The sequence below is a fragment of the Aeromonas sp. R2-4 genome (genome assembly GCF_040908365.1).
GTDB lineage: Bacteria > Pseudomonadota > Gammaproteobacteria > Enterobacterales > Aeromonadaceae > Aeromonas > Aeromonas veronii.
Genome location: NZ_JBFODO010000029.1, coordinates 1 through 15,812 on the forward strand (window position 1 = coordinate 1; position 15,812 = coordinate 15,812).

Here is a 15,812-nt window from a genome sequence, read left to right on the forward strand (position 1 = left end):
GGTAATGACTCCAATCAGTTGAAATGGTGTCTTTCTATAAAGGCACCAATCACTTTCTCGTGGAGCTCAACGGAACGAGAGAAGCAGATGGTCTTGCGAGCCAATCGCTTGATGCGCGTTCTGAGCGTCAGGTTGTTACGCTCGATACGCTGGGTGAATATCTTCCCGGTCAGATGCATCTCGCTCGGCACCTCTCTGGCATAGCTTCCCCAGTCATCACTGGTGATAAAGCCTATCTGGAACGGAGAAAGCAGGCTCAGCAACCGACGGCATGTCTCATCGTTGCGTGGGCCAAAGGTATAGGCCACGACTCGTTTTCTCTTGGTATCAAAAGCATACCAAAGCCAATGTTGATGCTGTTTATTGCCGACATAGGCCCACTGTTCATCAAGTTCACAGATAAGCGCCACGTCATAGAGCACCACCTTCTCGGAGGTTACTTGCCTTGGGGCGAGTTTTTTAGGGTGCGTATGACGGTGTTGATGCCAATCTTGAGGACGCGAGCAGTATCACGAACACCTGAGCCGTTGAACGCCATATCAACAATCTTGTCTTTGACGCCAGGCTTGCGGGCTTCATAGGTGTAGGTGAGCTGAAACACGTGCGGACAGACGGGGCAACGATAGCGAACATGGCCAGCAGGGGTCTTACCATGGCGATATACGTGGTCAGAGTTGCAACGAGGACAGTGAACGGGGATGGATGCCATGAAGCTGTCGGTCTCAAAAGAGTTCATCATATCAACTCAACCGATCGGATGCATCACCAGCTCGCGCAATGCAGCTCGCAGACTACGAATATTCATCAGTATTTTCAAAAAATCGTTCATTTTTATCCTCATGTATCACATTTTTATATCAGGAAAATTATCTCTCAATCCCAGCATCAGCTCCACTGTTTTTGGCACCAAGATGATTCGAAAAAGCATCATTTAAAAATCCTGAGCTAAATTGCGTTTGGATCTACTTATTGGCCTAGCTCCAATCTGCTATGAAAATATGTAGCTAAAAATTAAATCCAAGTGGTAGTGAGCGTTGAGACCACCTCACCAGATGAGCCGATGAAGGATCTTGTTCGGCTCACGAAATGAGCCGATAGGACAATATCATTGGCTCACAGAATGAGTCGATGATAAGAAATTTTAGATTTGCCCCTTGAGGATCCAGACACTTCGCCCCTCTTAACTTAAGAGGAAGTCTTGGATGACTAGGCCACTACACATCCATGTCTCCAGAAAGCAAAAAACCCCGCAACGAGGCAGGGTTTCAGCATTTTTTCAACTTCGCACTCAGGGTAGCGACTCTCCCTTGTTTCAACTTCGCACTTAGGGTAGCGAATCTCCCTGTGCCTTGATTCTATGAAAGGTGAAGCCGCTAGTCAACATTATTACTGGCATAACCAGCATTGAGCACTTATTTGATATGTTATTTTTGGATGCCTTTGCACTCAAATTTTGGAGGTGTTTTCCAACCTGTAACGCGCCCGCTGCGTTTGTTGATCCTGCGGTATTCATTCCCCAACAGGATTTCCCATTCAGAGCCGTTCTCCGATAGAACCTGAAAAGTAGTCCCCAGCTCAATGCCTAAACCTGGTTCAGTACAGACCAACTCGGTCATCAGCCCTCCTCAATGCAGGGGCATTTGGTTGTTAATTTTCCACTCAAAACGACAGTTTGGGGTAGGATAGCTCATGAGAGGTCGTGTTTGTACAATGAGGAGTGCTACATGATGCCCTATGCAACCTATCATCCTAGTAGTGACGCAGTTACTCCGAACCGTCTCCTAGAAGGTCTTGGTATTCCTCGTGACCCACTAGGAGCACATCTATGGATCGTGGCTGGCGTTGCTCCTGGCATCATTCATCGACTGGCTGAATTGATGAGTGCAGACATAGGTTTGATATGCCGCTTAGCAGGCATGAACCGGAGTACTGTTGCTCACAAGCTTAGGATTGGAGCTCTTCTATCAACCGCTCAGGGCGCCAGGGTATACGGCGTTGTGCAGGCCCTCGATGCGGCACTATCCCTCAACAAGAACGATACTGCCAAGGCGTTGTCATGGCTAAACAGACCAGCCTGGGGCCTCGGTGGCGTGGCTCCAGCCACATTGCTGAATACACCGATGGGGGTTCAGGCTGTTGTGAATTTGGTGGGACGGATTCAGCATGGGGTGTGCAACTAAATCGAGGGTTCTGATAGGCGAATCCCCACGGAATGCTTAAAAAACAATCAACCCCATCATTTTTTGAAATTTATTTCATTTACCCCACTTGAAAAATTCGGAAAACTGTCCATTTACTAATTATGAGAGCTTCAATGAAATTTAAGCAGCTCACCATTATTCCGCTGCTACGCAGCGAAGATAAACCAGTTTTGTACACCCACGGCTATTATTTCATCAACAAACACTCATAATTGAATGTCATAACAATCTAACAACGAATTCTATCGAAGGAGATACCCTTACAATAACTGGTTAAATTAGTGCCTAAGGCACTGAATAGTAAAACTTCAATTTAATTCTTGCACATATATCAATCATACGGGATTCACGCTACTTGGTGTCATGAACAGTGGTTATTGATATGCACTCGTAAATTCGATTCTTACCATCGCGTTTAGCGTTGTAAACCTGAATGTCAGCTGCATTTATAAGCTCTTTTGCACTAATATCTTTTTTACTAACAGCAACCCCACCACTGAGTGTTACTCGAAGAGCATCTTCACGCCAGTCCAGATGCTCAACACCATGCCTTAATGCCTCCAGTAAAGATATCGCCAAGTTCCCAGAGCCCACTTCAAACAATACAGCTAATTCTTCTCCACCATATCGACAGAACCAGCCATGCTCATAAAAAATTGAATTTCCAAGTTTCGCTACTCTTTTTAATACAGAGTCACCAGTTTGGTGTCCGAACGTATCGTTCACTTTTTTAAAGTCATCTAAATCTAACAGTGCTAAATAAAATGGCTCTTGCTTTTTTAATAGCTGAGAAAGCTTTATGTCAAAAAATCTACGGTTGTATAAACCTGTCAGTTGGTCAACATTAGCCTGTAAGCGAGCTTCTGATAATTCATGTGTCGATTTTGCCACTTCGTCATACACATGTGATAACTCAACCATTCTATTCTTAGGTGATTTTAATGAATTGTTACGACTTGACCTTATAACATTGTATAGCTCATTGAGCATGCGTTGAAAATAACGAGACCATGACAATGCGAGTAACAAATAAAGGATGCATGTTAGCGCGATGACACCTTGAACATTAAGCGACACACTCTCAATGACACCTTGTAATGTAGATTCTGGAACAACACTAACCAAGATCCAGTCTTGACCATCGACTTTGTTATATGCCACAAACATCCCAGATTCTTTATCATGGAATACGCCTTTTTCTTTTGTGAACTTTGAAAGCCAGGTCATATCTTTCATGGGAGTAAACATTAGTTCTTTATCAGGATGAACTAGCATCTTACCAGCCCCATTCACCAACATCTGATACCCAGCATCTTGCTTATAATTAAGCCACTTTGATATAGGTTGAAGTAATGTATCAATTGAAAAGACACCAACTAACTTCCCTGTCGGGTCTTCAATTGTTTTAGCTAATGAGAGGGATAGCGTTCCGTAAATGTAGTCATAATATGGTTCAGTCCAAACCATCTTGCCTTTATTTTTAACGGCAAGTTGATACCATGGCCTTATGCGTGGGTTAAAATTTGAGTCTGGTTGCCATTCAGGATGAACAAGCAATTGTCGATGCTCTGTGCCAACATAGATGTATTGTAGCCCAGCAGTTTCCTGATAACGCCGCCAGTCGTGTAAGTATTCAGATTGATGCGTGATCTTATTATTTATAAAGTCTTTATAATCAACCTTGCGATAGATAAGCTCAAACTGTGTTGTGAGGGTATCAAGATATGGCTTAATCAAAACATTATGAAGTTGATCATTCTTGGATACTAACTGTTGCTGTAAATCACGTTGCAGAGTGACGGTCATATGATAGTAATAAATGGCCCCGAGAATTAATATGGGGACGAAAAGCAGAACTAACCCAAGACGCATGCGGGAAATCAATGACCATGTTTTCCACTGGGTTTTATCACTCATTACACAGACATCCTGTCTGAAAAAATCTGATGGGCTAACCATACCAGAAAGCTTTAAATGAGCCCATCATTGTGATCACCCTCCTCGAACCTGAACGAGCCCCCTCAGGACGACTTGCTCGATAACTACTTACTACCGTTCATACAATCTGAACGTTAAGGTTTGTCTACGATGAAGACGATGGCCTGAGCTTTAAAGTCATAAGTGTCTGAATATATTATATTTTCAATGGTATGTGTCACACTGCATCAAATTTATAGTAACAATAGCCAAAGCCCCGAACACATCTACAGAGACACCTTCAGGCACAGTGTTCAGATCTAATCGCCTGGCCTCCCCAAACAACCTAGTGGTGTGCTGTTCGAGAATCTCATCCAGCTCTAAAGATGAGATGGATCTTCTCCAGCGAGGGTGAGCCTTAAAGTCCTCTATAACGCAGTGTTGCAAGCATAAATGTGGGACTTCGACCCACCCGCCTGAGTCAACGGAGGTATGTACCTTGGCTTGAAAAATGACTCTGACCATCGTGAAACATCCAGATGCAAAAACTGGGAGACTTGATGATATGAGGTTAGTTCATTAATGACAAACAAGTTAACTGCGGAATGGCTTTTTGCTAGGATGGTCGAATAAAACTAGGGGGATTCTAGGCGAGCTCTTGTTTGTCGAGCGAGCGACAACCACGCTACCAAGAGTGCAAACACTGCTCCTGTCATCAAAGATGAGATGGCTCGAAATCATAGGTCTACCTACTGTAATATACTGTCAGTACATCAGATCTACAGATGCACAGTATATGTTGGCAGCGTACAGTGCCCACACAACAAGGAGATGTTGATGCAAAGCCCTGTAGTACCGGATAACGAACCGCTTCGCTTAGACGCATTGCGCCGTTTAGCGATACTTGATAGCCCCGCAGAGGAGCGTTTTGACCGGATTACCAGGATGGCTCGCAACATGTTTGATGTGCCCATCGCATTGGTTTCATTGGTGGATGAAAACAGACAGTGGTTCAAGTCATGTTGTGGGTTGCCGGTATTGGAGACACCGCGAGACATTTCTTTTTGTGGTCATGCAATTCTCGGTGAAGAACTGTTTGTAGTTGAAGACGCGGCCCAAGATCCACGATTTTCTGACAACCCCTTAGTCACGGGGGAACCACACATTCGCTTCTATGCAGGCCATCCACTAGAAGTTGGGAACGGTTTGAAGCTGGGTACATTGTGCATCATAGACTCTAAACCCAGGGGTTTTAGCCCACGAGACCAAGCGCTGTTAGCTGATTTGGCATCCATGGTTGAGAGTGAGTTACAAGCCGTTCAGAGAGCAACCATAGATGAATTGACGGGGATAACTAACCGTAGAGGATTCATGCTGCTCGCCGAAAAAAGTTTGAAATATGCATTTCGTGTAAAACACCCAGCGGCCTTACTTTTTTTAGATCTAAATCACTTCAAACTAATTAACGATAAGTTTGGTCATGACATTGGCGATGACGCGTTGCGACATATTGCCGAGTTGTTATGCCGAGTATTCCGCGATGCTGATATATTCGCTCGCCTTGGTGGGGATGAATTCGTTGTCCTTTTACCTGGCACTGGTAGTGAACATTGTCAGAGAATTAAAGAGCGGCTGAATCATGCAATAGATGACTTCAATAGTCATAGTGGTAAGCCATACCAGTTGTCATGCTCCTTAGGAATTGTTATTTACGATGCTAGTATTCCACCTGATTTAGATCAACTACTCCGACAAGCAGATGAGGAGATGTATGTATGCAAAGGGCTGCGTTCATAATAGGCATCGATTCATTCTATGTCGTTCGGCGTTGTAACTCTAGATACAGGGCGTGCGAGTAATCTTTAAAGTTAAATATGTAAATATTACAAAGCAATCCAGTAGTCATCATATATTTTTCATTTAAAAATGAAGAAAGTTTAATTTTGAGCTATATTGAGCGTATGATATGTCAATGTGAGATCTATATGTTTTCACAAAACCTTATAAAAAACATATTTTATATTTTTTTCATTATATTCTCGCTAGGTGTAAGTGCTGTTGAAAACACTATAGTTTTGGTGAGTTCAGATGACACCTTCAAATCAAGGTATGGATGTTGGCTTCATAATATTTACAGCGAGGCATTCTCCAGACTAGGATATAAACTAATTTATCGTGGCGTTCCTGGTGGACGAGCCCCAATTCTGGCTGAGAATGGAAGTGTCGATGGAGAGATACATCGACCATTAGAATATCAGCAACAAACAAAAAATATGATTAGAGTGAACGAGTCACATTTTTATGTGACTATCGAGGCATATGTATATGATAAAAAGTTAGAATTTAATTCTTGGGATGACTTAAACAAAGATGGTTTAAAGATTGAGTTTAGAAGAGGTTCTAAGCGCGCAGGAGAGGTTCTCTCAAAGTTGATTAAACCATCTTTACTTACTGATGTGAATACGACAGAACAGGGATTGAAAAAACTGATAAAAGGGCGTACAGATATATTTATTGAGCAAACCCTTGTATTTGATAAAAACAAAAAAGACCTACTTGAAAGCTCACCAGAATACGAAAAAGTACATTCGGCTGGCGTTGTAGATAAATTAGAAGGCTATGCCTATCTTAATAATAGGCATTTTACGCTAGCACAAAGATTAGCCTCTACGCTAAACATGATGAAAGTGGAAAATAAGATTGAGCAGTTGAAAGATAAATATTGCTACCATGATTAACTAGAAATATTTTTTGCCGCGCATTGTAATATCATCCTCCATGGTCTCCCCTTAGCCGCAAGGCTTCCATTGAGGCCGCTCATGATGTGATGCTGGCTTGGTCTCCTGTCGAGTTGAATCCCATGCGAGAAGCTAATGTGTTAACGATCACACTACAACTAAAATCCGTCATATGTAATGCTACATTCCATTCTGTTGCATCTCAAAGAATGCCATACTATTTGCGTTTAAAACCGATATGAAAAAAGGAAGCAAGGATGCAACCTCTTCATGAAACCTCAGATCCCGACTTTCTACGCCTAGATGCGTTACGCCGTCTTCAAGCACTTGATTCCCCTACAGAGGAACGTTTCATTCGTATAACAAGGATGGCTCGTAATATTTTTGACGTGCCTATTGCCCTAATATCCTTTGAAGATAATGAGCATGGATGGGCTAAACCTTGTTATGGTTTAAACATGCATGAACCACTTCCGAATATCTCCTTTTGTAAAAAAGGGTTTCTCACAAAGAGCATGCTTGTTATAGAGGATACAACTCAAGATCCCCTATATGCTGAGAATCCGATGGTTATTGGGGAGCCATATATTCGCTTCTATGCTGGACACTCATTAGTCATAACGAATGGACTGCACATTGGTTCCTTGTGCATTATAGATCGGAAGCCAAGGGTTTTTGGTGACAAAGAGAGACGTTTATTTACTGACTTAGCATCTACAGTTGAGAGCGAGTTACGTGCTGTACAAATGGCTACAATAGATGAACTTACTGGGATCACTAATAGACGAGGGTTTATTCTTTTAGCTGAGAAATATTTGCAGCATGCATTTAGAACAAAGAGAAGTCTTTCATTATTGTTTATCGATTTGAATAATTTTAAATCGATAAACGATCGCTTTGGTCATGATGTGGGAGATGATGCATTGTGCCAAGCTGCCAGACTAATAAATATGGTTTTTAGAAACTCTGATATTTGTGCAAGATTAGGTGGTGATGAATATGTAGTTTTAGTTCCTGAGACAAACTATGAGTATTTACAATATATGCGTAGTAGGATAAATATCTCATTTGATGAATTCAACTTACACAGCGGTAAAGCCTACACCCTATCTTGCTCAGTAGGTATAGTGAGCTATAATCCCACGACTCCACCAGATCTAAACATGTTACTTCGATTAGCAGATGACGAAATGTATCGTTGCAAGCAAGATGGATAAATTAGATGCTAGCCATGGGTAAATTAATTATGTGTTCTCAGCAGGAGATTAATGAGTTACAATGATAAGAGCAACATGAACTTTTTTATCTGTGCTCATTCAGATTATTAAATCTACTTAATAGTTCTGTTGTGCGCCCATATAGTGACGGCGACTCTTGATTTTAGATTAAGTTTTCTTAAAATATTTTTCACATGTATTTTTACAGTCCCTGGTGATATGAATAAAAGTTTGGATATAACTTTATTCGAGTGGCCCTCAGCAAGAAGTTTTACTACATCAATTTCTCTATGGCTTAATGATTCAATAATGCCAACATTACTATCTGATAATGAGATTGACATTACTTTATTGTTTGACTGAGGACTTTCAATTGATGTATCAGCACATATGCTCTTAATGCAGCCAATTAAATCAAGCGGTTCAATATTTTTTGAAAGATATCCATTGGCTCCGAACCTAAACGCTTCTACAATATCAATTTCCAAATCTGACTCGGTGAAGATAACGACCTTGCTTTTTATTTTCTTTGCTCTGATTCTCTTCAGCGTTTCTAATCCATTAAGCACTGGCATTTGAAGGTCAAGCAATATTAAATCTGGTTCATATTCTACTGCCAGATCTAACCCTTCTTTACCATTGCCAGCCTCTGCAATCACCTTCATAAGGTGATCTGTTGAGAGTGTAGCTTTGACTCCTGCCCGCAATATAGCGTGGTCATCTACAAGCAATACTTTTAATGCTTGCATTTCTTCGATTGAAACTTTGTTATCCATAACTACATTCTCAATACCATGCTAGCGTCACATTACACCATACGTGCATAAAAAAACACTATAAATCAACACGTTAACCAATATTCAGGATGCAACTCTATAATGGCCCATAGCTATGTATCTTTATCATTTTAACCCCAGTCGTTTGGCTAGACGATGTAAGTTACCACAATCAATGTCTAAGGCTCGTGCTGTTGCAGCCCAATTATCATTATGATCTGCTAGTACCTTTTTAATTAACGCAGACTGAAATGCATCAGTTGATGCTCTCAAACCCATTTGGTTACTAGCGAAGTCATCCATATTTTCGGTAGGACTTATGCCAGATTGAGGCATTGGTGGTATAGCTATACTGAAATGATGAGTTGCAAGCGTCAGAACCGGACTTCGTTGCTCTGCTCTAGCCAATACGGCACCACGATGAATGGCATGCTCCAGTTCGCGCACATTACCAGGCCAGTCATAGCCCTTCAAAAGATGCAGTGCTTGAGGTTGGATCCGCAGTTGCTCTAACCCCATACTCACTCGACAGCACTCGCAAAAGTAGCCAGCCAACAAGGAGATATCATCCTCTCTATCTCTCAAGGCTGGTACATGTATAGGGAAAACACTCAGGCGATGATAGAGGTCTGCTCGAAACTTGCCATCGATGACTGCTTTCTTCAAGTCTCGGTTCGTTGCAGCAAGCACACGTACATTGACTTTCAGTGGGGTATCATCACCAATGCGCTGCAAGTCTCCATATTGAATGACACGTAGCAATTTTGCCTGCAATGATAAGGATAATTCACCAACTTCATCCAGGAACAACGTACCCTTATCCGCTAATTCAAATTTACCCGCACGATTATGAATAGCGCCTGTAAACGCTCCCTTTACATGCCCAAATAGTTCACTCTCTGCTACGGATTCCGGTAGGGCTGCGCAATTGAGATATACCAATTTGCGATCTGCACGTGGCGAGCCAAGATGTACAGCTTTTGCTATTAATTCCTTACCTACACCCGTTTCGCCCAAAATTAGGACGTTTAAATCAGTGTTAGCAACTATATCTACCTCATGCTTTAGCTGCTGCATCGCCTGAGAATGTCCGATTATCTCGAACCTATCTGCACCTGTTGGTGTTGAAGGTATTAATGGCTCACTGCTCTGGCGAGCTAAACGCTCTAGTAGTAATGAGTTACTTAACGCTGCTGCCGCTAGCGCACCAATTAAACGCAACTCTTCATCGCTAATGTCATCAAACTGGGCAGGATTCATGCCATCTATGGTCAATGCACCAATCAAGACTTGATCCGAGAACAGAGGCAAACCAACACAAGCATGCACCTTAAATTCTGCATGATCAGGGATCAAGCCATCATAGGGGTCAGGCAAGCTACTATCTGCCGGAAAGCGTACTACATCACCAGCACGGGCAATTGCCTCCATGCGTGGGTGCTCCTTGATGGCGAAACGGCGTCCTAATACGTCCTGCATTAAGCCATCGATGGCGAGCGGGATGAACTGGCCTCCTTCGTACCGTAGCAAGGCTGACGCATCTGAGTTCAGTAGGCTGCGAATACTCTGGATAAGGCGGTGGAATCTGTCTTGATGTGAAATCCCCAGCTGTATGTCTATAGCAATACGAGCCAAACTGTCTGTCGAAATCATTGTTAGTGTCCAAATGACATTAATGCTGTCATTTAAACAATATCAATACTATGTCATTTTAACAAGAAAATAAACTAAGTCTTATAAAAACAATGAGTTATGAGTTGGCATGTTAGCTGCAATAGTTGATATCAAGAAATACCAACTATTACATACTGAGGAATTGCCAGATGACCATTCATGTCAAAAACAACATTCACTGGGTCGGCCAACGGGACTGGGAAGTTCGAGATTTTCATGGTACTGAGTACAAGACAAACAAGGGGACGAGCTACAACAGCTATCTCATCCGTGAAGGGAAGAACGTGCTGATTGATACAGTCGATCATAAGTTCAGCCGAGAGTTCGTTCAAAACCTTGCAGCAGAGATCGACCTTAACCTTATCGATTATGTGGTGATCAACCATGCAGAGGAAGATCACGCAGGGGCACTGACCGAATTGATGGCTCGTATCCCAGGCACTCCGATTTACTGCACTCACAACGCTATCGACTCAATCACGGGACACCATCATCATCCTGAATGGAACTTCCATCCAGTCAAAACAGGCGACAGTCTCGACATCGGTAATGGCAAGCAGCTGGTGTTCATTGAAACACCTATGCTGCACTGGCCCGACAGCATGATGACCTACATGACTGAGGACGCAGTGTTGTTTTCTAACGATGCCTTCGGTCAACACTATTGTGATGAGCATCTGTTCAATGACGAAGTAGATCAAACCGAATTGATGGAGCAGTGCCAACGGTACTACGCAAATATCCTCACCCCATTCAGCCCACTTGTGACAGCTAAAATCAAAGAGGTGCTTGGATTCAACCTGCCAGTAAGCATGGTGGCAACCTCCCACGGTATTGTCTGGCGTGAGGATCCGACCCAAATTATTCTCAAGTATCTGGAGTGGGCAGACCACTACCAAGAAGATCGTATCACCCTGTTCTATGACTCGATGTCAAACAACACCCGTATGATGGCCGATGCCATCGCACAGGGTATTCACGAAGTTGACCCTGGGGTCGCAGTCAAGATCTACAACGTAGCCCGCCACGATAAGAACGAGATCCTGACACAAGTGTTCCGCTCCAAGGGAATACTCGTGGGCTCATCCACAATGAACAACGTCATGATGCCTAAGGTGGCAGGCATGCTGGAGGAGATAACTGGCCTGCGCTTTAGAAACAAGCGTGCTTCTGCATTCGGCAGTTACGGCTGGACTGGTGGTGCAGTAGATCGTATCCAGACCCGATTGATGGATGCAGGCTTTGATATCAGCATTTCTCTGAAAGCCAAATGGCGACCAGATGGTTCTGCACTGGCAGAGTGCCGAGAGCATGGACGCCAGCTCGCTCGTCAATGGGCGTTACATCCTATTGAGGTGCCTCGCCCAGAAAAAGCAGCCCATCAAGTGCCATTCACTGTTGATATCTCCCCTGTAGAGGAGACCACCCAGTCAGTTGTAGCCGGAGTAGACGATGAGCAAGCAATGCTTTGCACAGTCTGCCAGTGGGTTTATGACCCCGCCTTAGGTGAACCGGATCAATTGGTTGCGGTTGGCACTCCCTGGAGCCTTGTACCGGAGAGTTTCCTTTGCCCTGGCTGCGGCATCGGCAAGGAGGTATTCGAACCATGCGCAGTGGAGGCATGTGTATGAGCGCATTAAATGAGCATTATGCTGGTTCCAGCCAGGATATAGTCATCATCGGTAGCGGCTTTGCCGCTCAGCAGTTGGTAAAAAGCTTGCGTAAATTAGATGGTGAAAGACCGATCCGTCTTATTACCGCTGATAATGGCAATGAATATAACAAACCGGACTTGAGTCATGTGGTCAGTCGTGGTTACACCGCCAGCGCAATGACAAAGTTGACGGGGGCTCAATTTGCTGAACAGCAACGTATCATTCTGTCACCTAATACGATTGTGCATAGCATTAGTCCGAATAACAAAATGGTACACACAAATAATGGCGATTTTTCTTATGGCCAGCTAGTGCTGGCAACTGGGGCCAGTTCTATACTGCCTCCCGTTCCCAACTCGGATAAAATGGTAACCCTCAATAGCCAAAATGATTATGCCAATGCCGAACAATTAATTAAGAATGCAAAACGCATTATGGTACTCGGAGCAGGTTTGATCGGCTGTGAGTTGGCTATGGATATGGTGGGCCAAGACCGAATTGTGACGCTTGTAGATCTGGCGGACAGCCCCCTAAGTACATTAATGCCAGCTGCATTGAGTCAACCGTTACTGCAAGCCTTACGGGAGCAGGGGGTTGACCTAAAACTTGGTCGAGGTATCAAGTCGATACAAAGAGGAGATGCCAACGAATCCTTTACGATAGAGCTCACTGACAGCAGTTTCAGTGAACAGGATCTTGTCATTTCAGCTATAGGTCTACAACCGAATCTATCCTTAGCGATGAATGCGGGACTGGCTGTAAGGCGTGGAATTGTAGTGGATGAATACCTGAGAACATCGAGTGAGCACATTTATGCGCTTGGTGATTGCGTTGAGTGGAAAGGTGAATTACGCCCCTTTTTGCAGCCAATTGTTCTCGGTGCCAATGCATTATCTAAAACTCTGATTGGTAAGCCAACACCACTAACGCTTCCTCCAATGCTAGTGAAGGTAAAAACACTTCAATATCCTTTGCAGTTAGCTGGTAGAACAAAAGGTACAGACCTTTCATGGCAGTTTAGATGGAATAAAAATGGAATGGTCGCAGAAGCTCGCAGCGAGGATGGTGAAATGTGCGGCTTTGTCGTAGGTGGAGACCAAATGGGAGCTGCATTCCCACTTCTACGCCTTCTTTCTAGATGAATAATTGCTGGCTGAGCATATGCTCAGCCTTACTTAATTTCATAGATTATTAAGGATAAAACATGTCGCTACTGCATAGTATACCAGCTCATTGGGTTGTTCGCCGTTCAACCCCATTCTTTACAAATGAAAACGTACCACAGGCTCTATTAACCCATCACAATACAGCTGCTGGCGTATTCGGTCAGTTATGTGTAATGGAGGGGACGGTAACATATTACGGTTTTGCTGATGAAACAGCGGAGATACCTGAAATTACGCTTGTAATCCGAGCCGGAGAGTTTGCAACCAGCCCACCTCAGTATTGGCACAGGGTTGAACTGTCTGAAGATGCTAGATTCAATATCCATTTTTGGGCTGAAAACGTAAGCTCAGACACCCCACTCATTAAGACAAGAGAATAAATTACAATCTTGTCATCGCCACAAACTAGGCCAACTGCCCATCCAGATCAAAATGAATAACTGTAATGTTGTTTATGATTGGCTGTTTTTGCGATGGGAGTTGGCTAGATGAGTGGGATTGAAACCATAACCATGCTGAGTGGCTTGGTGTATCTGTTGTTGTTCCAGTGGCATGAGCGTTCAGGTTGGTCTTGGCAGCTGTTCCTGATGCTAACCGCCGCTGTATGGTTGACGGTAGCAGCCAAGCCACCACTAAGTAGTTTAATCGTGCTTGGTGTCGCTATTGTCATGCTTTATAGATATAAATTAATATCCGCATTTTATGATTCAAGAGATCAACAACTTCGTAGTTTAGTTAGATATTTCTTAGTTACATCGTGGGGATTTGTAACAATACAGTATGGTGTTTATATTTTTCAACTCCACCAGGGTGACCTACCTTGGCTGTCTAGACCTGATATCGTAGATGGCTTTCTACCTATAGCGGGCGGTCTTGGCTTGCGGGCGTTGTTGAGTTTGGGCATTACTGATTACCACCATCCAGCTGCAACAATCACAGTCTTGGTTATTTCCTTATCTGGACTCATTTTAGGTCGTGCCTTCTGCTCATGGTTTTGCCCTCTTGGGGTTGTCGGTGAATGGCTGCATCATTTTCGAAATTTGCTGCTACCAGGTGAGTGGGCTCCGCCAAAATGGTTAGACCTACTGCTCAAATCTCAGAAATTTCTAGTTCTATCATTTCTGATGTTCATAGTTATTCTTGCTGTTCCAAATGTTGCACTGCCAGGGTACTTGATGAGCCAGTATCACCAAGCTGCTGACATGAAAATGGGAGCCTTCTTTTTCAACTTGAACTTTATATCAGGTATTTTTGTTGTTTGGGTATTAAGTATCACGATGTTTTTCAAGCAAGGCTTCTGTAGATACCTATGCCCTTATGGTGGATGGCTTTCCTTGCTGGGGCTTCTGACACCATTGCGTATTCGCAGGTCTTCCAGCAGCTGTTTACGAAGCAAGGGATACGATTGTGATAAATGCAGTAGAGCATGTCCATCAAGAATACAGGTTCATGAACTTATATCAGTCAGAAATCTTGAGTGTACAAACTGTTTAACTTGTATCTCTGCATGCCCAAAACAAGCTAATGCTATTCATTTTGGCACTGCGAATAAAAAAATTTCTGCAAGAACGCTACTTGCAATGTTGTGTGTTTTACTTTTATTAATTCCATTGCTAGCTCATGTGATTTTCGATTTTTGGACAAGCAACACACCATTAGAACAGCGCCGTTATCTATTGGAAATCCTTCCTGGCCTTTCACATTAGAGTGATAGCTATTAAAGCGCCACTTTTCGGTGACGCTTTATTTCTGCAAATGATTAAATAACGCAATAGTTATCACTACTAGTCGAAAATAATCTTCTCATTATGAACCCACACTGCAACTTCAATTCTTGAATGAAGATTTAATTTTTTAAGAATGTTTTTTACATGAACTTTAACTGTTCCTTCAGAAATAAATAAACGTCTTGATATAACCTTATTAGGCAAGCCTTGAGCAATAAATTTCAAAACATCTATTTCGCGATGGCTTAACACTTGGAGATTTTTGTCTTTAAGGCGGTTTTTTCTTCTTGACTGCATACTTTCAATAAGGATTGCAGTTAGTTTTGGGCTTATCACAAGCTTTCCCATGCACGCCTGTTCAATCGAGCTAATCAGGTCTTCAGGTTCCATGTCTTTGAGTAGATAACCATCTGCTCCAGCAAGGATAGCATCCGAAACATCATCTTCATAATCTGATACTGTGAAGATTACGATTCTGCTAGATACATTATGCGCTCGTAATGACTTTAATGTGTCTATACCACTAAACTCAGGCATATTAAGATCTAACAAAATTAAGTCAGGTTCATAATCTAATGCTAGCTGAACACCATCTTGTCCTGTACTGGCTTCAGCTACAATAGTTAAAAAGGGATTTGTACGTAAAAGTTGCTTAATCCCGCTCCGTAGGACAGGATGATCATCAATTAGTAAAATTGAAAAAACATCTGCGTTGGTTGTTAAAGCTTTTTCCATGTGTGT

At 42.9% G+C, this 15,812-nt stretch carries 14 protein-coding genes; 8 read left to right on the forward strand and 6 right to left on the reverse strand.

Going from position 1 to position 15,812, the window contains the following annotated elements; all coding sequences use genetic code 11:
• Positions 1-14 precede the first annotated feature (14 nt).
• Both AB5Z05_RS12990 and AB5Z05_RS12995 read right to left on the reverse strand, forming a co-directional pair.
• Positions 15-709, reverse strand: a protein-coding gene (locus AB5Z05_RS12990; RefSeq protein ID WP_197495595.1) for an IS1 family transposase whose coding sequence is annotated in 2 segments (ribosomal slippage) — positions 15-463 and positions 463-709 — 696 coding nt in all. Because the reading frame shifts where the segments join, the coding sequence is not laid out codon by codon here.
• 715 nt (positions 710-1,424) lie between these two features.
• Positions 1,425-1,616: a hypothetical protein gene (locus tag AB5Z05_RS12995; RefSeq protein WP_058059819.1), complete on the reverse strand. Its 192-nt coding sequence runs from the start codon at positions 1,614-1,616 to the stop codon at positions 1,425-1,427.
• A 111-nt stretch (positions 1,617-1,727) separates the two neighbouring features.
• Here AB5Z05_RS12995 and AB5Z05_RS13000 point away from each other — a divergent pair, with 111 nt between their 5' ends.
• Positions 1,728-2,180 (forward strand): antitoxin Xre/MbcA/ParS toxin-binding domain-containing protein, encoded by a 453-nt coding sequence (locus AB5Z05_RS13000; RefSeq protein ID WP_058059824.1) that lies wholly within the window; start codon positions 1,728-1,730, stop codon positions 2,178-2,180.
• A gap of 372 nt (positions 2,181-2,552) precedes the next feature.
• Here the strand turns inward: AB5Z05_RS13000 and AB5Z05_RS13005 are convergent, their stop codons facing one another.
• A complete protein-coding gene (locus AB5Z05_RS13005) occupies positions 2,553-4,118 on the reverse strand; it encodes a sensor domain-containing diguanylate cyclase (RefSeq protein ID WP_058055679.1) in 1,566 nt (521 codons plus the stop codon).
• An 837-nt stretch (positions 4,119-4,955) separates the two neighbouring features.
• Between AB5Z05_RS13005 and AB5Z05_RS13010 the strand changes: the two genes are divergently transcribed.
• From AB5Z05_RS13010 to AB5Z05_RS13020, 3 genes are all read left to right on the forward strand, one after another.
• Positions 4,956-5,915, forward strand: a complete 960-nt coding sequence (locus tag AB5Z05_RS13010; RefSeq protein ID WP_058055680.1) for a diguanylate cyclase — start codon at positions 4,956-4,958, stop codon at positions 5,913-5,915.
• A 188-nt stretch (positions 5,916-6,103) separates the two neighbouring features.
• Positions 6,104-6,856 (forward strand): hypothetical protein, encoded by a 753-nt coding sequence (locus AB5Z05_RS13015; RefSeq protein ID WP_107683372.1) that lies wholly within the window; start codon positions 6,104-6,106, stop codon positions 6,854-6,856.
• Positions 6,857-7,113: 257 nt separating this feature from the next.
• The gene (locus AB5Z05_RS13020) at positions 7,114-8,073 is read left to right on the forward strand and encodes a sensor domain-containing diguanylate cyclase (protein WP_081043421.1); all 960 of its coding nucleotides are present in this window, start codon (positions 7,114-7,116) and stop codon (positions 8,071-8,073) included.
• Positions 8,074-8,186: 113 nt separating this feature from the next.
• Here AB5Z05_RS13020 and AB5Z05_RS13025 read toward each other — a convergent pair whose 3' ends face one another.
• The gene (locus tag AB5Z05_RS13025) at positions 8,187-8,849 is read right to left on the reverse strand and encodes a response regulator (protein ID WP_236371292.1); all 663 of its coding nucleotides are present in this window, start codon (positions 8,847-8,849) and stop codon (positions 8,187-8,189) included.
• Between the two features lie 126 nt (positions 8,850-8,975).
• Positions 8,976-10,502 (reverse strand): nitric oxide reductase transcriptional regulator NorR, encoded by a 1,527-nt coding sequence (gene norR, locus AB5Z05_RS13030; RefSeq protein ID WP_081042863.1) that lies wholly within the window; start codon positions 10,500-10,502, stop codon positions 8,976-8,978.
• 170 nt (positions 10,503-10,672) lie between these two features.
• Between norR and norV the strand changes: the two genes are divergently transcribed.
• The 4 genes from norV (at position 10,673) to AB5Z05_RS13050 (ending at position 15,050) form a co-directional block, all read left to right on the forward strand.
• Complete coding sequence (norV, locus tag AB5Z05_RS13035) at positions 10,673-12,154, forward strand: anaerobic nitric oxide reductase flavorubredoxin (protein ID WP_017408675.1); 1,482 nt, start codon at positions 10,673-10,675, stop codon at positions 12,152-12,154.
• Positions 12,151-13,320, forward strand: a complete 1,170-nt coding sequence (gene norW, locus AB5Z05_RS13040) for an NADH:flavorubredoxin reductase NorW (protein ID WP_058055684.1) — start codon at positions 12,151-12,153, stop codon at positions 13,318-13,320. The genes norV and norW overlap by 4 nt, the downstream gene beginning before the upstream one ends.
• Positions 13,321-13,382: 62 nt before the next feature.
• Positions 13,383-13,724, forward strand: coding sequence for a DUF1971 domain-containing protein (locus AB5Z05_RS13045; protein WP_017408673.1), 342 nt, complete (start codon positions 13,383-13,385; stop codon positions 13,722-13,724).
• Between the two features lie 108 nt (positions 13,725-13,832).
• On the forward strand, positions 13,833-15,050 hold the full coding sequence (locus tag AB5Z05_RS13050) for a 4Fe-4S binding protein (protein WP_368151804.1): 1,218 nt from the start codon (positions 13,833-13,835) through the stop codon (positions 15,048-15,050).
• Positions 15,051-15,128: 78 nt separating this feature from the next.
• Here AB5Z05_RS13050 and narL read toward each other — a convergent pair whose 3' ends face one another.
• Positions 15,129-15,806, reverse strand: coding sequence for a two-component system response regulator NarL (gene narL, locus AB5Z05_RS13055; RefSeq protein WP_017408671.1), 678 nt, complete (start codon positions 15,804-15,806; stop codon positions 15,129-15,131).
• Between the last annotated feature and the right edge of the window lie 6 nt (positions 15,807-15,812).